Source organism: Lysinibacillus xylanilyticus (genome assembly GCF_001708185.1).
Taxonomy (GTDB): domain Bacteria; phylum Bacillota; class Bacilli; order Bacillales_A; family Planococcaceae; genus Lysinibacillus; species Lysinibacillus xylanilyticus_A.
Window position 1 is genome coordinate 221,589 of sequence record NZ_MDDN01000001.1, and the last position, 19,488, is coordinate 241,076.

Genomic DNA, 19,488 nt, shown 5'->3' on the forward strand with positions numbered 1-19,488 from the left:
CATTAGATAGATGAATTTTAACATAAAATCATATGTTTGGTCATGTATGGGTTACCTACGTAGTGTTCTTTTATACTAAAACTTATTCTAATGCTTTAAATTTTCAATTCTACATTAGGCTAAGTTACAAACTATTGTAAAACTATAAAAGATGTTTTAGAATGATTTTGTTTCAATTTTTCACTTAAATAAGTGCATAGGAATATAGTATTTAAAAAGAAAAAACGAAACCGGTGAAAAGGAATTAAGCTGTTAATTCGTCACCTGTTTCATTTTTTAAAAGAGATATTATAAATTAAGAAGCATCTTCTAATAATAATAACTTCTTAAGATGCTTAGGATTTGATATTTCTGTAGAAAAATTCACTAGACCGTTCTTATCTACAAAATAAAGGTAGGGTGTTTTTGTTACTTTATAATTTTTAAATAAATCTGGTGCAACTATCAAACTGATTTTTTCATTATTTAAGAACATTTCTTCTTTTAATTGGTCTTGCATAATAATAATGGTATATCTTGTAGAATCATTAAAGATTTCATTACTATTCTTCAAAACTTCTTGACATTGAGAACAAGTATTACTTAAAAATAATAAAGTCACTTCATTATCTCTTAAAATATCTTTTAAAACTATTCTAGACTTATTTTGATTTTCTGCTCTAAATAATGGCGCTAAGTCTCCCTGTGCAATGGTACCAAATTGAATACCTTTTATGGAATGAATTTCCGTTAAGAAATTCTTTATAAGTTTAATTAAACTATAAATTACATATGTTTCTACAAGTAAAACTACAGCAATTATTCCAATAATAAAATTAATAAACATTTTCATCTTCCTCTCTTTTTAATATTGGTTTATATTTCGAATCTTGATTTTATTGTAATTTTTCAATAACGTTAATCATATTCTTTTTGAAATTTTCAAGATTTTTTATTGATAAGTTAATAAACCCTATTGAAGCTATGACAATAAAAATAATAATTAAATGAGCATTAGAAATATCTAATTTTTTATCATATAAACATAAGCTTATTAAAATAAAAATTACATTCCTAATGATGATCGAATATGATAGATTATCATTTTCTAAAATCCCACCACATCCACATGAAATATTTTTTCTCCCTTTCTTGATATTTATAAATATTACTACTGATACAGTGCTAAAAAAAATAGTGATTAAAAGTAAATTAATTAATGTAACACCCATTAATTTCAAAGATATAGCAATATAAAATTCTACGACTAATAAAAATACTAAAGCAATTTGAGCAAAATTTTTCTTAATACCAAAACTAGAAAAAGTTACAATACTTTTCTTAAAATTAATTGCTTTATCCAAAGCAGAAGTACTAAAAATGAATATTAAAAAAATTAAAAGAAAATTACTTATCCAATATATAGAATACAAAATTCTTCCCTCCTAATTATTCTTAAAAAGTTTTTAGTGAACTAAAAATTCAATATTATGAATGTTATTTTGGGCATTATACATTTCGTTATAATATCCTTTTTTATTTATTAACTCTTGATGAGTACCTTCTTCTATAATTACACCATTTTTTAAAACGATAATTCTATCTGCTAAGGCGGCTATTTTTAATCGATGAGTAACAAATAAAATTGAACCTTCGTAAATATTTAAAAGGTTATTCATAATTTCTTTTTCTGCAATCGGATCAAGCGCAGAAGACGGTTCATCCAACACAATTAAATCACTATCACGATATAATGCTCTTGCTAATGCAATTTTTTGCCATTGACCTCCTGATAATTCATTTCCTCCCTCAAACTGTCGTCCCAATACCGAGTCATACTTATGAGGTAAATTCTCAACAAATTCTGTTAAGCCAACCTTATTGATAGCATTCTTGATGCGAGAATTATCGTAATTCTCATCATTTTCAAATGAAATATTTTCATTAACTGTGAGTTCATAATGAACAAAGTCTTGAAATAAAACAGAAATTTTTTCTTGATATTTCTTAATGTCCAAATCATTAAATTTGATATTGTTTATTTTTATATTTTCACTTTTGTTAGAATATAGGCCTAAAATGGTTTTCATTAAGGTTGTTTTGCCACTACCGTTCTGACCGACAATAGCAACCTTCTCGCCATAATTTATTTCCAAATTTATATTTTTTAATATATTTTCACTCATATTTGGATATTTAAAAGAAAGATCTTTAATTTTAATATTTTTTATTCTTAACTCTTCTTTATTTGAAACTGAATACTCCTTTTCTGATTTTCCTGGAGTTTTTACAAATTCTAGAAAATCTTTAATAAAGTAAGACGAATTTTTATAATCTGAAAAATATCTAGTAGAAAGGCTTAAATTGCTTTGTAATAACTGAATTGCTTGTAAAGTTGCTAATACCCCCCCAGCTGTAGTACTTGTTTGTAAATTCAAAATTACAATAATTCCAGAAAAAGCATATGTTAGAACTAGAATTATCTCTGATAAAAAAAGATATTTAGTTTTAATTTTAAGGAAATTTATTTCGGAGTCTGTATATTCATGAAAATAGTTATTCCACCTTTTCACAAAAAAATCAAAGCTATTAAAAATAATGGTTTCCTTTAACATATCTCGTTGGCTAAGTGTAAATGAGATATACTGTTCCTTCCTGTGTATAGGTATTAAACTTGACAAAAACAGGAAATTTTTTTTAGAGAATTTAAGCTGAATAACGAAATAAGGAATAACCCCCAAAATTACTATTATTACAACTAAATTATCAATAATTGTTAGTAAAGCCAGTGAAGATATTAGACTTATTAAAGCACTAACAAGATAAGTCAAAGCATTAAAAGCATTATTCAAATTTTCTTTATTTGAAATGACTCTTTGGTAAGAATCATAAAATTCCGGGTTTTCAAAATTTAGAAATTCTGTTTGAGAGGTTTTAAAAAAAATTTCATTTGTAAGGATTTTTGTTACTTTATTTGTAAGTATTTGTTCATTTATTGCAAGCAAATGATTTATAGAATACGGGATAATTAATAGTAAAATTTGAATCAAAAAAAGAATTATCAATTTTTTTAGTTCAGATTCCCCATTTATGTAATATAATATTTCGTTAATTAACAATTGGAAAAAGTATATAGAAATTACTGGAGAAAAACCATTTATTATTTTTAAACTTATATTAAAAATAGATAATTTTAAACAGTTTTTAATATAAAAATTTATTATATAAAATAACATTTTTAAATTCTCCCTAATTATTATTTATTGTCACTATATTTGAATAAATTTATCCTTACGCTAAAAAATGAATGTTCTAAAAAACCGTAGACAAAAGAAAACTGTCTACGGTTTGTTCGACATTTAAAGTCCAACCTTTATTATAAATTCTAATTCTACAATACTAGACTATTTTTATTTAATTTTTCACTTTATATATTAGACTATTTTTATATAGCTTTATTTAGTGCAGCCACAATTGCAAAGCTGTATATTACCATCGCATCCGACTGACGTGTTGTTCGCGTCAACCCATCGTCCTAAAGTACCTATCATCCCCTCTGTAGCACAACGTGCGTCACCTTGACACCATTTGTAAAATTTTTTGTTTGAACAATCATATCCTGCTGGTTGAATTAAATTATTTAGAAAATTACTCATAATAATACTTCCTCCTTTTTTTTGATTGTAGAATTAGATTCATAAACTAAATTAAAAAAGCGATAAACCTCTGGTGTTTTTAATATTATTTCATTTATTTCATTTAAATAAATAAATGAAGGGGCAGTATCAATTGAATTTTCAGCAAGAAATTGCCTATCATATTTAAGAATATTGAAATTAAAATCATATAGTTTTAAAAAAGATTCTGAATTTTTATCAATATCTTCTACTAATACAAAAATATCTATATAGTTATTAACTTTACTATGGAATTCATTCCAATATATCTCAAAAATCTCTTTGCAGTACGGGCAATCTTTACTAATTAACAATAAAATCTTCGGTTTATACATATCTAATGTTTTTTCAAATTGACTACTCATTATAAGCTTTTCAAATTGTACTGGTGTCATTAATTCATCATTTTTTACATTAACGTAATCAACTATTTTGTTTGTATTATTATTATTATTTATTAATAAAAATATTTTTATTAATAATATTGTTAAACAACCTAACAATAAAATAATAGAAAGTTTTTCCGAGTATTCCAAATCAATGAACACCTACCTTTTTTTGTTAAAACTTATATTTACATTTAAATACAAGTTTTAACAAATGTCAACAATAAATATAAAAAAATTCCATTTTGATCTATAGATTGTGAATTTTATAGAAATATCAGTACAAACTATGTAAGTGAAAGTGAAGAATTGTGTGATTTATCTGAATATTTAAAATGACAATAAAAAAGATGCTGCTTATAAAATACAAACAGCATCTTCTTCAAAATTGTCTATTAAAAAATTATATATTTCAAAAAAAAACACTATAAATCTTTAGATAATTAATGGAAATACACCTTGCTAATTAATCTCTACATCCTCCTGTATAACTAATCTAAAATTACATCACCGTTGCTTCTGGCTCATAGGATATCATTTCTTTAATCGTATTACCTTCTCCCATAATGGCAACCGTAGGCTTATGATCTTTTGCCTCTTCGTTGTCTACATACACATAAGAAATAATAATCACAATATCTCCACATTGTACTAGACGTGCTGCTGCACCGTTCACACAAATAACGCCTGATCCGCGCTCCCCTGCAATAATGTAGGTTTCAAAGCGTGCCCCATTGTTGTTATTGACGATATGCACCTTTTCATTCGGGAGCATACCTACTGCATCTAAAATATCCTCATCTATCGTTATCGATCCAACGTAATTTAAATCTGCTTGTGTCACTGTAGCACGGTGGATTTTACTATTCATCATCATTCGCAACATCTTATAATCCTTCTTTCACATTAAAGATACAATTATCAATTAAACGAGTTTTACCCATATATACAGCCGCTGCTAACAGTACTTGCTCCGTATCAGCCGTTATTGGTGTTAAGTCTGGATACGCTAATAGCTCAAAATAGTCTATTTCTCCGTGTGTACGTGCTGCAATGTGATTCTTTGCTTTAGCAAGTGCATTCACTGCATCACCATTCGCTAAAAAGCTGTGACGAGCAAGCTGTAGTGCTTCATTAATTGCTGGTGCTTCTTTACGCTCTACTTCACTTAAATAAATATTACGAGAAGATTTGGCTAAGCCGTCCTCTTCACGCACAATTGGCACTACTCGCATGTCCAAAGGGAAATTAAAATCGCGTACCATCGTAGCAATAATCGCAACTTGTTGTGCATCCTTTTGGCCGAAATAAGCTCGTGTCGGCTGTGTTAGATGAAATAATTTTGATACAACCTGTAAAACGCCATCAAAATGGCCTGGACGGCTCGCCCCGCAAAGAATTGTTGCTTGTTCACCCGCATGAATACGAATACCGCCATCGTGAGGATACATTTCTTCAACACTTGGTGCGAAAACAATATCTACACCAACAGTCTCTGCCAAAGCAGTATCTCGTGGCAGATCACGCGGATAGCTTTCAAAGTCTTCATTTGGCCCAAATTGTGTTGGGTTTACAAAGATACTCATAACGACTAAGTCATTTTCTTCACGAGCTGTTTTTGCTAGCGTTAAATGGCCCTCATGTAAATACCCCATCGTCGGAACAAGTCCAATTGTTTTTTGAGCTTGTTTGGCTGCTTGGATTTCTACGGTTAGTGCTTGGATTGTAGTTACGACTTTCATTACTTTACGCCCCCATATAGCTGATCCAATGCTTCCTCTTTCATTGTGAAGGAATGCTTGGGTGCTGGGAATGTGCCTGCTTTTACCGCTTCTACGTAACTAGCAATTCCACTGCTTGCTTCTCGGCCCATATTAGCAAACTGTTCCACAAATTTCGGTACATGATGTGAACCGTAGCTTAGCATGTCATGATAAACCAATACTTGTCCATCAGCCTCTACACCAGCACCAATACCAATCGTTGGAATAATAAGATTAGCAGATACCATTTCTGTTAACTGATGTGGAATACATTCTAAAACAACTGCACAAGCACCAGCCTCTTGGCATTGTTTCGCATCTTCGATAAGTTTCGTTGCCTGCTCAGCTGTTTTGCCCTGTACTTTATAACCACCAAGCACCCCTGCCGATTGTGGTAATAAACCTAAATGTGCTACCACCGGAATGCCCGCCGACGTTAATTTACGAATTACCGGAATAACATCTCCAGCACCCTCTACCTTAAGTGCATCAGCTCTCGTCTCCTGCATCATGAATACAGCCGTTTTCAACGTTTCGTTTACATCACCGTGATACGAACCAAATGGCATATCAACAACAACAAATGTGTCCTTTGCCCCACGACGCACCGCTTTTGCATGATGAACCATATCTGCTACTGTTACTGGTATTGTAGAGTCATAACCTAGTACGACCATGCCTAGTGAATCTCCCACTAGAATCATATCGACACCTGCATCCTCGGCAAATTTTGCAGCAGGGTAATCATAGGCAGTGAGCATAACGATTTTCTCACCTGCTGCCTTCATCTTTAAAAAAACTGAAGTTGTTTTCATTGTGTAGTCCTCCTTTTTAAGGGAAGAAAACAGAAAAACCCCTCTGCACCTAAAATGGACAGAAGGGTAGTGTTTCGTTCGTCATCAAAAATACCTCTTGTCTTGAATTTTGATAAGAGGCCGTATCTTGATTTTTCATAGGCATACACAATCCAATATCTTTGAGAGAATAGCCTATTCCATTGAATCAAGTACTATTTTGAACGCTTGTTTTCTTCCGTCCCTGTCATTAAAAGATCAAGGCAGATATTTATTATAATAGGTCTTACGCTTTTGAAGGTGCCGTTCACAAAAGGATACTGCCCTTCGCACATACTATAACAGATTCCTCTAGTAATCTTCAAATATTATTTTCTAATAATTACGATCCATAACGAATACCAATTTCAAACCATTCGTTTTTAAAAGTTTGATTTTCGATAAACTTCAAACAATGTAAATAGTAACAGAGCAAATAATAATGTGAAAAAACCAGACGATACATTTGTAATTGGTACAAAAACATCCCAAAATGAATTGGTTAAAGCGTGGAAAATAATACAGAGAAAAATACTTTTAGTGGATTGGTAAATGATCGTCAATAAAAAGGATAACGCTAAAGTTATTAGAGAAAACCATAGAAAGTTCATGTTCATTTGATTTGATCCCACGACAAACCATAATGGCAGATGCCAGACTGCCCAAATAACGCCCACAATCATTATGCTCGTGAAGGGAGACCATCTTTTTTGTAATGAAGGCTGCAAAAAACCACGCCAGCCGATTTCTTCCACTCCTCCTCCAATAATCATGATTGGCAATTCAAGTAACGCCAGATACATTGGATTCTTTATAGTTGCTCCACCCCATAGCGTTGGTAAAAAAAAAAGCCGCAAATGCCAATCCGATTACACATATGTACCAAGATACAGGATGCTTAGGATTTTTTACATTATGGATAAATGATTTGAACTCTTCTTTAGTCGAATATTTCTTTTTCAACCAAATCTCACAAATTGCAGGAGTAATTCCGCCGAGAACAAACAATAGCATATATATTGCATTGCCAAACTTCAGTAAATTCAGCTGTGTTAATAAGGCTAAACTGCCCCATATTATCCAAGACGTTGCAAAGGTATAAAATAGAAATCTTCTTACCTCTATTCCCAATTTTAATCCTCTCCTTCTTTCGTACCCAATAGTAATAATACGGATTTGCAAAGTGTATTCATCAAACGAATCTCATCAAATTGCACTTGATCATTTGAGAACACCCCGTAACATTTTTGCAAGACAACGTCTCTCACAATGCCATCAATGGACGTCATAATAAAAGTAGATAGATCCTCTATCGATATCTTAAGCTGAAAACATCCTGAAGAAATACCCTTATGGATGGAATGAAAAATTTGTTGCATAAAATATTGCCCACTTTCATTCTCATAAATGTTCGATAAAAAATTTTTTTCTCTTTCTGGATTGTTAGCAAATAAAATCGTAAGCTCAAATTGGATTTTGCCAACTGTCGATACGTTCTCCTTCATGTACTCTCCAAGAAAATTAAATAATTTAATGATTGTCTTTGTGGGGGAATTACCCGTATCCGTAATGCCATCGATAATATGTTTATAGTCTGCATTAACATTTACTTGATTAATAACTTCAATAAGTATTTCATCCAAGTCTGAATAATAACGATAAATCCCACCTTGACTTACTCCTGATGCTTTAATAATATCCCTCATCGACATGTCATAGAGTGGCTTAACTTTACATACTGCTATGGCTGCTTCTAAAATACTTTTTTTCTTTTCCTTTACATACTCATGACTTACCTTTGGCATTACCTCTACCTCCAAGCATAAAAAAATGACACTATTATCATTTTTATTTTCCTCTTGAACTTTTTAATAAAATTTGACAATCCAATGCAATATGTAATATACTTCCACCATACTATACGACATATAATATAAGAACCTGTATAGGTATTACATTGTGAGGTGAGGAAAATGACATTTCAACTTGGCTCAGCTTTACTTGACGCTTGTGTACTTGCCATCGTCGATAAAGAGGATGCTTATGGTTACTCATTAACACAGCAAATCCAATCCGTGATGGATATATCAGAATCTACGCTGTACCCAGTATTACGTCGTTTACAAAAAGCAAACTACTTAACAACTTACGATCAGCCCTATCAAGGCAGAAATAGACGCTATTACCAAATTACCGAGCAAGGTCGAATTCGATTACTGGAGCTATTAAAAGAGTGGCAACTGTATAAAGAAAATATTGATTGTGTACTTTTAGGAGGGAAATATAATGAATAGAGCAAGCTATTTGAAAAAGCTACGGGGGAAATTACAACGTCTTCCAGCGCATGAGATTGATGCTGCGCTTGCCTATTATGAGGAATATTTCGATGAAGCAGGAGAGGAAAACGAGCAGCGAGTCATTCAACAACTAGGCTCTCCGTCTCATGTTGCATCGCAAATAATGGCGGACTCTGCATTAAGGGATTTAGATGAAACCTCGACTTCGACTAAGAAGAATGTAACTGCTATTTGGCTCATCATTCTAGCAATATTATCTGCCCCACTTTCAATACCGTTATTGGCAGTTGCTATAGCACTTATTTTTTCATTTGGTGTAGTCATTTTCAGCGTTGTCTTTGCTATTATTGCAACTGTACTTAGTATCATTTTCGGTGGAATCGTTGCACTTATTTCAGGCTTCTTCATTTTAACGGAGGACTGGCCGACAGCATTACTCTTTATGGGTATTGGCTTTATTGTTACAGGTTTAGGCATCTTGCTTTTCCCAGTCGTTGCTCGTTTTATTAAAAAAATAGTCGTTATTTGTGTTGAAGCACTAGCTAGACTATTCCATAAAATAACGAAAAAGCGGAAGGAGGGTTACTAATGATGTCTCGACATACACATATCGCTATGACTATGATTGCTTTTGGCATACTGTTGGCGCTAGTTGGTTATTTCTCTGGTGGAAAATGGAGTTTTATGTTAACTGATGAAGGCATCCAGGTACCCAAGAACAATAATCTAGTAAACCATTCTTTTGAACTAGATGATTTTACTAGCATCAATATTGTCAATGACTATGGAAATGTTGAAATTGTTACTAGCGATCGTTATGCATTAGAAACGAATGTTGTGGAAGATGATGATATTACGTACAGCATTAAAGATAAAGCATTAACTATCGAAACGAAGGGTAAGAAAAAAAATGAACTACAACTCGGATTTGGTAGCTTTAATACTCCTTCCATCACAATCTACGTTCCTAAAGATGTGGAATTGAAAACCGTTGACATCGATAGCAATTTTGGAGATATGACCATTCGTGATCTAAACTATCAGCAGTTAAATCTGATTAAAAATTATGGAGATATACTATTTAAAAACACTACTGGTGATAAAACAGAGATTACTCAATCGTTTGGTGATATGAAGCTACAGCAATTTTCAAGCAATGGCTTCGTTGTCGAAAGTGAGAATGGTGATATTAACATCGATGGTACATTAAATGGTCAATCCACTATTACGTCTAACTTTGGAGATACTACACTTGACTTGCAAAACAAAAAAAGTGAAATTGGCTTTGAATTAAACACGGACTTTGGGGATCTTTCGGTTGATAAGAAGGAACAAAACGGCAAAGCATCACAATCATATAAAGGGGATAACCAACTAAAAGCAACAATTTCACACGGTGACTTGGTGTTAACGTTGAAATAAAATGAGCATCGGCAATTTAGATGATAGAAGTGGTTGTTCGTCGGTTGGACTCTTATTTGCGCTGCTAAAGTTTGTTGTTCCGCCGGTTGCACTCCCTTTTGCGCCGCTAAAGTCGGGTTTTGCGCCGCTAAAGTCGGGTTTTCCGCCGGTTGCACTCCCTTTTGCGCCGCTAAAGTCGGAGGTTCCGCCGGTTGCACTCCCTTTTGCGCCGCTAAAGTCGGGTTTTCCGCCGCTTGTTCTCCCTTTTGCGCCGCTAAAAGCCGCTACTCCGCCGCTTGTTCTCCCTTTTGCGCCGCTTAAAGCCGCTACTCCGCCGGTTGCACTCCCTTTTGCGCCGCTAAAAGCTCTAACTATAAATTGCATCGTACACAAAAGAAAGCTGCAAGATTCATAATGATTCTTGCAGCTTTTAGTTTATAAAATTTTTATATCTCCAGCATAAATTGTTCGGACTGTACCATCATCCTGTGTTAGCTGTAGTACACCTTCATCCGTAACTCCACTGGCAATGCCTTCAAAGCGTCCACGTAAAGTTGTCACTTCAACACGTTGCCCAATGGTACATGACATTTGTTCCCATAGCTTCTTAATGCTAGCAAAGCCCTCTTTCACGTATAATTCCGTAAATTGTTCTAAGTATTGTAAAATAGATGCAACAAGGGCTGCGCGATTAATTTCTTCACCCGCTTCTAAGCGTAAAGATGTTGCAATATTCGCAATCTCAGGTGAGAAATCTGATTCGACTTGGTTTGCATTAATACCAATGCCTACTAGTAGTGCTTGAACAAGATCTGCCTCAGCCTGCATCTCTGTTAAAATACCTGTGCATTTCTTGCCTTTAATGAGTAAATCATTGGGCCATTTAATGGCTGGCTCAACATGTTTATATAATGTTTTAATAGCCATTGTAACCGCAACTGCTACGACAAGCGTATATGATGAAGCTTGCTGAGGAGTCACGTCAGGTCTCACGATTATGGTCATCCAAATACCTGTACCTTTTGCAGACTCCCAAGGACGCGCCATACGACCACGACCAGCAGTTTGCTCCTCACCGATGATGATCGTGCCATGTGGTGCACCTTCCTGTGCAAGCTTATGGGCAATTGTTTGTGTTGACTCAACAACATCAAAATAGTGAATTTCACGCCCAAATCGTTCTGTATTTAAAAAGAGCTCAATTTGTGTTGGACTTAAGCTATTTGGCACACCCGTAAGTACATAGCCTTTTTTCTTTACGGTTTCAAATGTATAGCCTTCCTCCTGTAGCGTCTGCATATGTTTCCATACAGCTGTTCGTGATACGCCAAGAGAATTTGCTAGCTCCTGACCTGAAACTGCTTCACCATTAGCAGCTAATATTCTTTTTAAAATTTCATCTTTCATGGAAATATTCATGCTCAAATCAATCCTTTAGTAAGTTCTACTATTCTCATCCTCTTATTAGTAATAATCATACTGTAAATTATGGCAATTGACTACAAGCTATCATCAAATATCTTTTAGCTACCAATTATCCACTTTTTCACCTATATTGTGTCGGATCATTTTCTCTTTTATTAGGTCCTATATGCGTAAAAGTCCATTCAATAATATGGTCAATTATTCTGTCAAATCAATTTCGCACTGAAGTCTTTCAATCGCTCTTATTAGTTCACCTTCAACTGTATCTGCCTGCTCACTATTTGGAACATAATTTTCCCAAATATATTTAGCTTCTTCAAAGTACTTCATAACAACCCCCATAAAGATTCTTAAATCGGTTTCCAATCAGGATTTCTTTGATCTCCCATTCTAGGCTTTCTAACATGATGACTAAATTGCTCTTCTGAGACACCCAAACGAAAATAATTTGCTTGTGCCTCTATCAAAGAGATTTTATTAGCCCCTTCTTCATCTATATTTACTTTCTGAAAAGGATCATCCTCCCAAAAACAAATTGGACAGATGTCGTAATGGCCATCACTATCAATTGTTTTATATCCACAACACGGACAAGGATATTTCATAAATCACCAGGCTTTCAACTCTATTTTAACATTACATCGAAAGATAAAGTTCCGTTAAAGATTTGCTGAGTAGAACCCATTTTGTTACTAAGGTCAAATGCACAGAGACAAGTTAACCAAAACATTAGACGTAGCGAAGTTTCTTTGTTTTTACTCTTAGTTCGTTTTGTCCATCTGCTAACATGTTGTTTATATTTGGCGAAAAAATAGAGCATCCATTAATAAGGAGCCGTCTCATGCATTTTTTGAGACGGCTCCTTGTCATACAGAAATTTTCATTCTTTGTTGAAATAATCATGTGCGATCCAATTCTTTATCGCTTGTCGGTCATTTTGAAGCTCGCCATTCACAACCGCTTCAAGCATTGCCTGCAACGCTTCTTTTATCCAAGGTCCACCCTTTTTTCCAGACCATTTTAACAAGTCCGTACCGTTTACAAGTAACGCCTGCTTATGCCTAATTGGAAGCTTTGTCTGTATTTCCTGAATACTTTGCTGTGGCATTTGAACATCTAACTGTCTAAGCTCCGCAAAATAACAAGCCACCTCTAGTTCCTGTTGTGCATACAAAAAGTAATCCATATTCGTCCAGCCATTTTTTAAAGCTTCTAAAGCAGCTAAAACAGCTTTTACAAACGCCATCTCCTTATTCGATAAACGATAGCTGCCTAGCACCTCTCGCCATTGCTCACCCTGTAACAATGCAAAATATGCCCAGCCTACTAGCTTGTCCTGAACGTTAAACTCACACCAGTGATTCGCTTGAAAATGACCATTCAAATGGGCTGCTAAGCCACTTTCCTCTAACTTTTGAATGCCATTAAAAACATCTTTCCCTATCCATAGTTTATCGAGCTCTGCCTTTATGCGCTCTTTCGCAATCCAAGAAATATCCGCAGCCTTGATCTGCATGGCTGCCAACGTTTCTGATTCAATCACAAAGCCAAGTTGTGCTGAAAAACGCACAGCTCGTAGCATTCGTAAAGCATCTTCTGTAAAGCGTCTCTGTGCATTTCCAACAGCACGGATGACACCAGCCTCAATATCTTGGCGCCCTCCGTAATAATCAATAAAAGTACCATCACGGCGCATCGCTATGGCATTCATCGTAAAATCACGGCGCTGTAAATCTTCTTTCAGCGAACGTACAAATTGCACTTCCTCTGGTCTACGATGATCAATATAATCTCCATCTGTACGATATGTCGTGACCTCCACAGGTCCAGCTGGCACGATTACAAGTACCGTTCCATGCTGAATTCCTACATCAACCGTATGATTAAAAACAGACTTTACCTCTTCTGGCATGGCATTTGTTGCAACATCTACATCGTGGGCAGGACGACCGAGTATCGCATCTCGTACCGCACCACCAACGACCACGGCTTCAAAGCCTGCGTTTTCAAGTTGTTCAATAACTGAATAGGCTGCTTGCCATTCTTTATTGTTTTGCATGATTTCTTTCAGCAACCTTTTCGTACAATTTTTCATATTGTTCTACAATTTTAGATGAGTGGAATTTTTCATCAACAGCACGGATAGCTGCTTCTCGGAACCGTTGCAATTTCTCTTCATCATTCAATAGATTCACTGCATATTCTGCCACTGCATCTGTATCTCCTAATTCCACAATAAAGCCGTCTACTTCGTGATCAATGACTTCTGGAATACCGCCAACAGCTGATCCAATACAAGGTACACCACAAGCCATTGCTTCAAGCAAGACTAGCCCGAATGATTCCTGCTGTGAGAGTAATAATTTTAGGTCACTTATAGCATACAATTCAGCCAAGTTTTCTTGTTTACCTAAAAATAGAACATCCTTCATGTAGGGACTTTCCTTTACTTGATCCATGACACGATGCTTTTCTGGACCATCACCTACAAGCAATAGCTTTACCTTCATGTTTGCACGAATTTTCATAAATGCGTCAATAATATGCGGAAGATTCTTAATTTTACGGAAGTTAGATACATGAATAATCACTTTTTCATCTTCCTCAATTCCAAATTGTTCCTTTAAGGTTCCTGGATTGCGTGGGAAGTATTCACGTTCATCAACAAAGTTGTAAATCGTAGTAATTGGTTTTACTGTATCAATAAGCTCGTAGGTTTGTTGCTTTAATGCCTCTGACACTGTCGTAACCATATCAGATTTGTTAATGCCATACTTAATCGCCTGTGAAAGGGTCGAATCCTGCCCAAGCACCGAAATATCTGTACCATGTAACGTTGTGACAATACCAATGTCACGACCACTCATTTCTCGTGCTAAAACCGCACAAACAGCATGTGGTATTGCATAATGTACATGAAGCACATCTAGTTCTTCATCCTTAATCACGTCCGCCATTTTACTCGCTAATGCTATATCATATGGCGAATATTGAAATACTGAATAATTATTAACTTCTACTTCATGGAAAAAGACGGTTGGATAAATTTTGTTCAATCGAAATGGTACGCTTGAGGTGATGAAATGAATCTCGTGTCCTCTCTCTGCAAGCATTTTTCCTAATTCTGTTGCAATTACACCAGAGCCTCCAACTGTTGGATAACAGGTAATGCCGATTTTTAGCTTTCTCATTCGATTATCATCCTTTCTAAATCACGTCTTTTGTTAATTTCTTCTTTCTTGAATCAATCTCCAATCCACAAAGCCTTCCTGTAGGCCCTTAAGTAAGATTTCAGCCGTTCCCATATTTGTTGCCAGTGGCACTTGGTAAACATCACAAAGACGAATAAGTGCAGAAACATCTGGCTCATGTGGTTGTGCTGTTAAAGGATCACGGAAAAAAATAACCATGTCCATATCATTATTGGCAATCATTGCGCCAATTTGTTGGTCGCCACCAAGTGGACCTGAGCAAAAACGTGTTACTGCTAAACCTGTAGCTTCAATCACACGCTGCCCCGTTGTTCCTGTAGCAAACAGCGTATGCTCATTTAATATATCTCGGTAAGCAATAGCAAACTGTACTAAATTATCTTTTTTGCGATCATGTGCAATTAATGCGATTTTCATAATGCTTCCATCCCAATCTTTAGATGATGTTTTCTAAACCATATACTAGTTGATCCATTTTCATGACCTCTTCTACACAAAAAGCAACACCGGACATAAAAGAATTACGATTTAATGAATCATGGCGAATTGTTAATAGTTGCCCGTCTCCACCAAATAGCACTTGCTGGTGTGCTACTAAACCAGGTAAGCGAACAGAGTGAATGCGCATGCCATCAAATTCTGCCCCTCTTGCACCTTCAATTGTTTCTTTTTCTTCTGGATGTCCTTGCATTTTTGTTGCTCGCACCTCTTGAATCAATTGTGCTGTTTTAACAGCTGTTCCAGATGGTGCATCTAACTTTTGATCATGGTGCAATTCAATAATTTCAACATCAGGTAAATATTTTGCTGCTTCCTTGGCAAATTTCATCATTAGAATTGCTCCGATTGCAAAGTTTGGTGCAATAATGCAGCCTAGCTCTTTTTCTTTAGCAATTGCTGATAATTCTTCTAGTTGTGCATCTGTAAAGCCTGTTGTACCAATTACAGGTCGTACATTTAAATTCAAGGCCTCTTTAGTATGCTTATAAACTGCATGCGGGTTCGTTAAATCCACTAATACGTCTGGTGCAGTGGCCTCTACAAGATCATGCATATCTGTAAAAATTGGTGCTGTATAACTTGCTGGAAACATTTCTAAATCAGCTAATGTTTTTCCTACTTCCTTATAATCAAGTACAGCTACTAATTCCATTTTGTCATGTTTCATGATCGTATGTACAGCTTCAGCTCCCATTTTACCTCTAGGTCCTGCAATTGCTACACGAATCGACATTATTCCTCATCCTTTCTAGTCCAGCGACCTTTATCCCTTGTTTCGAATTTATGTATGACACGTAAAAGTGCTTCATCTAATTTAATCCCCTGTGCATTTGCAAAGCAAATTAAAACAAAGAAAAAATCACCCAATTCTTCTTCGATACTATTCGCTTCCTCTGTGCTCTTTTTCTTCTTTTGCCCGTAAACGTCCTGCACTTCGCGAGACAATTCACCAAGCTCTTCAGTTAAACGTGCCAGTAACTCGAATGGCGGGAAATAGCCTTCCTTAAATTGTCCAATATAATCATCAACACGCTGTTGTAAAGCTTGCATTGTCACTTGTTCAGTCATCAAAATCACACTCCTACATACCATCGTATAAAATTTACACCATTGTTGTCAAAAACAATAAAATGTCAGATAATAGATATCACTACTTCATTTGTTTAGAACTTCAGGAGGTCATATGCTAAAACAGATTAAAATCCGCAATATCATCGCAATAATGCTCGGCGCTGCCATTTTTAGCTTTGGATTTGTCCACTTCAACATGCAAAATCAACTTGGTGAAGGTGGCTTAAGTGGGATTACACTCATACTTTACTTTACAGTAGGCTGGGACCCTGCCGTAATGAATTTACTATTAAATATTCCAATGTTTATTATTGGGTATCGCTTACTTGGGAAAAAATCATTTATTTATACGCTTGTCGGAACTTTATCTGTTTCAGTTTTCCTTAAAATTTTTCAAAAATATCAATTTACTATTCATTTAGAGGACGATTTGTTACTCGTTGCTCTTTTTGCTGGGGTATTTGTAGGACTTGGGCTAGGTATCGTCTTTCGCTTCGGAGGTACAACTGGTGGTGTAGATATTTTGGCTCGTCTTGGGCATAAATATTTTGGTTGGAGTATGGGTAAAACGATGTTCATCTTTGACGCTGTTGTCATTATCTTATCATGGCTAACGTTTTTAGATGCACGCTCGATGATGTATACCCTTGTTGCGGTCTTTGTGGGCGCGCGTGTCATTGATTTAGTTCAAGAAGGAGCATATGCAGCACGTGGAGCACTTATAATTTCTGAAAAGTCTGGCACCATTGCTGAGATGATTGCATTACGAATGGAACGTGGTATCACTATACTAGAAGGTCATGGTCATTTTACAAAGCAACAAAAAGAAGTTATTTATTGTGTTATTGGTCACAATGAAGTTGTACGCTTAAAATCTATTGTTCATGAGGTTGATCCACATGCTTTCGTATCTATAATAGAAGTACGAGATGTTGCAGGAGAAGGCTTTACCCTCGACGACCAAAAACAACCGCTCCATTAATATGCCTCATCACCAAAAGTTGTGAATGACATTTGTTAAAACGTATGCCTTATATATAAGTTAAGCGGAGACTAGGCGACCCCTTGGGGATCAGCGTCACAGAGCATTTCAGTAAAACCATAGTTTAACCGATGAAAAAACTTGCTATAGTGACATACCACTACAACAAGTTTTTTCATTAGTCGTCATTTCGCATATTTGTAAAGATTAATACTAGACGTAATAATTCTAATACAGCTACTGCTGCTGCGGCAACATATGTTAATGCTGCGGCACTTAACACTTTACGTGCTGGACGCTCTTCTTCATTTGTAATAATCCCCAAAGAATTCATTTGTACTAACGCACGCTTTGAAGCATCAAACTCAACTGGTAACGTTACTAATTGGAAAAGCACACCTGCTGCTAACAATATGATACCTAAAAGCAACATATTCGTACTACTTGCAAAAATACCAATCATAACAAAGATCCATGACATATTTGATGAAATATTTGCGGCAGGAACTAACTTACTACGTAATGTAAGCATTGAATAAGCTTCTTTATGTTGGATGGCATGGCCAACCTCGTGGGCAGCTACTGCAGCACCTGCAATACTAGCCTCATAGAAGTTACTTTCCGATAGAGCAACTGTTTTTGTCGCCGGATTATAGTGATCAGACAACACACCTTGCGTTGGAACAACTCGTACATCATATAAACCGTTCGCATCTAAGATCGCACGCGCTACCTCTGCACCTGTTTGTCCCTTCATTGTACGTTCTTTTGCAAACTTATTATACGTGCCCTTTACTTTCATCTGTGCATAAAGTGGCAGTAGCATAATAATTGCAAAGTAAACAATATACATGCTTGTTGACAATTTTCTAACCCCTTTCTACTTCTATGCTATAATTCTATAATCAATTACTTAATTCGGCAAATATTTACGCCACCTAATTGAGCAGATGGCTAGAAAAATGCATGCAATTGATAACCAAAAAGTAAAATAGCCAATATAATTTGTATACTCTGCTAGATCACGATACATTGGCATTTGTCCAAATACATAATCAATCACATCATTATGTAATGTCCACACCGCTGCCACGGCAACATGCCAATATGAAAAGACATATTTACCGATATAAAGGATTGCTTGGACAGCCATCGCAAAATGCGAGCCTACCAGCATCCAGCCCTGCCAACCAATCGATCCAGTTTCAATCAGTGTCCAAATATTCATGACATCAGCCCAGATTCCATACTTCACTAGTGTAACAAGTGCTAGCACTTCCATCAGCGGCCAACTTTTGCCCAAAATCCACGCTAACAATACAAAGCAAAAGAATAAACTGGCTGTCGGACTATCTGGAACAAAAATGTAAAAAATCGGCTCCGTGTTGGCAAGCTGCCCTCCATACCAATAATAACCGTAAATAGTTCCTAATAGATTGATAATGAGTAATAATATTAAGAATGACTTGTGCGTAAGGAGATACCAAATGTTTTCACGAGTAATTTGCATGATTAAAACTCCTTTATTTTCCGTCTTTACTAAGATGTCTTTTTTTATTTTTATTATGTATATATAGTCTTTATTTATTGTTTTATTAATGCCAAAAAACTGGCTCATCACCATAACGTGTGGTTGATTTCCGTTCCGACTGGGCGCTTTCCTGGGGGCGTCCGATGAGCCGCTTCACTCGCGTTGCTCGCTCCAGGGTCTCATCTGTGACGCTGATCCCCAAGGAGTCGCCCAGTCTCCACTCCAATCAACTAATATACAGCGCATAAATTAAAAAAAATGTCATCCACAACTTTTGGTAATGAACCAAAAAGCTACATGCTAGATAATTTCTAGTTCATCCGACCGTCTTTTTCGACATTTTCCCCAAAAAAATATTATTTTTCGGGAACCATTTTGATTCAGGAACAGTCACATTATTATAGAAGTAGAAAAAAAGAGCCAGTTTCCT

22 protein-coding genes and 1 pseudogene are annotated in these 19,488 nt (G+C 35.5%); 4 read left to right on the forward strand and 19 right to left on the reverse strand.

Translation table 11 applies throughout. From position 1 onward, the window contains the following. Positions 1–295 precede the first annotated feature (295 nt). The 9 genes and pseudogenes from BFJ97_RS01090 to BFJ97_RS01135 form a co-directional block, all read right to left on the reverse strand. Positions 296–826, reverse strand: a complete 531-nt coding sequence (locus BFJ97_RS01090) for a TlpA family protein disulfide reductase (RefSeq protein ID WP_068982810.1) — start codon at positions 824–826, stop codon at positions 296–298. 49 nt (positions 827–875) lie between these two features. Then, complete coding sequence (locus BFJ97_RS01095; RefSeq protein ID WP_068982811.1) at positions 876–1,412, reverse strand: MauE/DoxX family redox-associated membrane protein; 537 nt, start codon at positions 1,410–1,412, stop codon at positions 876–878. A 33-nt stretch (positions 1,413–1,445) separates the two neighbouring features. Beyond that, positions 1,446–3,215 (reverse strand): ABC transporter ATP-binding protein, encoded by a 1,770-nt coding sequence (locus tag BFJ97_RS01100; RefSeq protein ID WP_083226871.1) that lies wholly within the window; start codon positions 3,213–3,215, stop codon positions 1,446–1,448. A gap of 416 nt (positions 3,216–3,631) precedes the next feature. Then, positions 3,632–4,192, reverse strand: coding sequence for a hypothetical protein (locus BFJ97_RS01110; RefSeq protein ID WP_068982813.1), 561 nt, complete (start codon positions 4,190–4,192; stop codon positions 3,632–3,634). 352 nt (positions 4,193–4,544) lie between these two features. Continuing rightward, on the reverse strand, positions 4,545–4,928 hold the full coding sequence (gene panD, locus BFJ97_RS01115; RefSeq protein ID WP_068982814.1) for an aspartate 1-decarboxylase: 384 nt from the start codon (positions 4,926–4,928) through the stop codon (positions 4,545–4,547). Position 4,929: 1 nt separating this feature from the next. After that, positions 4,930–5,784: a pantoate--beta-alanine ligase gene (panC, locus tag BFJ97_RS01120; RefSeq protein WP_068982815.1), complete on the reverse strand. Its 855-nt coding sequence runs from the start codon at positions 5,782–5,784 to the stop codon at positions 4,930–4,932. Then, positions 5,784–6,620, reverse strand: coding sequence for a 3-methyl-2-oxobutanoate hydroxymethyltransferase (gene panB / locus BFJ97_RS01125; protein ID WP_068982816.1), 837 nt, complete (start codon positions 6,618–6,620; stop codon positions 5,784–5,786). The genes panC and panB overlap by 1 nt, the downstream gene beginning before the upstream one ends. Before the next feature lie 401 nt (positions 6,621–7,021). Then, a pseudogene (locus BFJ97_RS25770) lies at positions 7,022–7,769 on the reverse strand (lysostaphin resistance A-like protein). A 2-nt stretch (positions 7,770–7,771) separates the two neighbouring features. Next, the gene (locus BFJ97_RS01135; RefSeq protein ID WP_068982817.1) at positions 7,772–8,443 is read right to left on the reverse strand and encodes a TetR/AcrR family transcriptional regulator; all 672 of its coding nucleotides are present in this window, start codon (positions 8,441–8,443) and stop codon (positions 7,772–7,774) included. A 168-nt stretch (positions 8,444–8,611) separates the two neighbouring features. On the opposite strand from BFJ97_RS01135, the gene BFJ97_RS01140 reads away from it, so the two are divergent. The 3 genes from BFJ97_RS01140 to BFJ97_RS01150 are packed head-to-tail and all read left to right on the forward strand — an operon-like array spanning position 8,612 to position 10,357. Next, positions 8,612–8,932 carry a PadR family transcriptional regulator gene (locus BFJ97_RS01140; protein WP_068982818.1) on the forward strand — a complete coding sequence of 107 codons (321 nt, stop codon included), beginning with the start codon at positions 8,612–8,614 and terminating at the stop codon, positions 8,930–8,932. Further along, on the forward strand, positions 8,925–9,524 hold the full coding sequence (locus tag BFJ97_RS01145; protein ID WP_068982819.1) for a DUF1700 domain-containing protein: 600 nt from the start codon (positions 8,925–8,927) through the stop codon (positions 9,522–9,524). The genes BFJ97_RS01140 and BFJ97_RS01145 overlap by 8 nt, the downstream gene beginning before the upstream one ends. Continuing rightward, positions 9,524–10,357, forward strand: a complete 834-nt coding sequence (locus tag BFJ97_RS01150) for a DUF4097 family beta strand repeat-containing protein (RefSeq protein WP_068982820.1) — start codon at positions 9,524–9,526, stop codon at positions 10,355–10,357. The genes BFJ97_RS01145 and BFJ97_RS01150 overlap by 1 nt, the downstream gene beginning before the upstream one ends. Positions 10,358–10,771: 414 nt before the next feature. Here BFJ97_RS01150 and BFJ97_RS01160 read toward each other — a convergent pair whose 3' ends face one another. From BFJ97_RS01160 to BFJ97_RS01190, 8 genes are all read right to left on the reverse strand, one after another. After that, positions 10,772–11,755: a biotin--[acetyl-CoA-carboxylase] ligase gene (locus BFJ97_RS01160; RefSeq protein WP_068982822.1), complete on the reverse strand. Its 984-nt coding sequence runs from the start codon at positions 11,753–11,755 to the stop codon at positions 10,772–10,774. A gap of 204 nt (positions 11,756–11,959) precedes the next feature. Continuing rightward, positions 11,960–12,091, reverse strand: a complete 132-nt coding sequence (locus BFJ97_RS25370) for a hypothetical protein (protein WP_302621778.1) — start codon at positions 12,089–12,091, stop codon at positions 11,960–11,962. Positions 12,092–12,111: 20 nt separating this feature from the next. After that, entirely contained in the window at positions 12,112–12,366 is a 255-nt protein-coding gene (locus BFJ97_RS01165; protein WP_068982823.1) for a CPCC family cysteine-rich protein, read from the reverse strand. Between the two features lie 275 nt (positions 12,367–12,641). Beyond that, positions 12,642–13,820: a CCA tRNA nucleotidyltransferase gene (locus BFJ97_RS01170; RefSeq protein ID WP_068982824.1), complete on the reverse strand. Its 1,179-nt coding sequence runs from the start codon at positions 13,818–13,820 to the stop codon at positions 12,642–12,644. Beyond that, positions 13,807–14,952 (reverse strand): N-acetyl-alpha-D-glucosaminyl L-malate synthase BshA, encoded by a 1,146-nt coding sequence (gene bshA / locus BFJ97_RS01175; RefSeq protein WP_068982825.1) that lies wholly within the window; start codon positions 14,950–14,952, stop codon positions 13,807–13,809. Before bshA ends, BFJ97_RS01170 begins: the two co-directional genes overlap by 14 nt. Before the next feature lie 33 nt (positions 14,953–14,985). After that, complete coding sequence (mgsA, locus tag BFJ97_RS01180; RefSeq protein ID WP_068982826.1) at positions 14,986–15,390, reverse strand: methylglyoxal synthase; 405 nt, start codon at positions 15,388–15,390, stop codon at positions 14,986–14,988. Positions 15,391–15,409: 19 nt separating this feature from the next. Further along, positions 15,410–16,207, reverse strand: coding sequence for a 4-hydroxy-tetrahydrodipicolinate reductase (gene dapB, locus BFJ97_RS01185; protein ID WP_068982827.1), 798 nt, complete (start codon positions 16,205–16,207; stop codon positions 15,410–15,412). Then, positions 16,207–16,542 carry a nucleotide pyrophosphohydrolase gene (locus BFJ97_RS01190; RefSeq protein ID WP_068982828.1) on the reverse strand — a complete coding sequence of 112 codons (336 nt, stop codon included), beginning with the start codon at positions 16,540–16,542 and terminating at the stop codon, positions 16,207–16,209. The genes dapB and BFJ97_RS01190 overlap by 1 nt, the downstream gene beginning before the upstream one ends. Before the next feature lie 115 nt (positions 16,543–16,657). Between BFJ97_RS01190 and BFJ97_RS01195 the strand changes: the two genes are divergently transcribed. Continuing rightward, complete coding sequence (locus tag BFJ97_RS01195; RefSeq protein WP_068982829.1) at positions 16,658–17,527, forward strand: YitT family protein; 870 nt, start codon at positions 16,658–16,660, stop codon at positions 17,525–17,527. 178 nt (positions 17,528–17,705) lie between these two features. Here the strand turns inward: BFJ97_RS01195 and BFJ97_RS01200 are convergent, their stop codons facing one another. Then, positions 17,706–18,380 (reverse strand): zinc metallopeptidase, encoded by a 675-nt coding sequence (locus BFJ97_RS01200; RefSeq protein ID WP_068983475.1) that lies wholly within the window; start codon positions 18,378–18,380, stop codon positions 17,706–17,708. Between the two features lie 60 nt (positions 18,381–18,440). Further along, positions 18,441–19,037, reverse strand: a complete 597-nt coding sequence (locus tag BFJ97_RS01205) for a DUF1405 domain-containing protein (protein ID WP_068982830.1) — start codon at positions 19,035–19,037, stop codon at positions 18,441–18,443. Positions 19,038–19,488 lie beyond the last annotated feature (451 nt).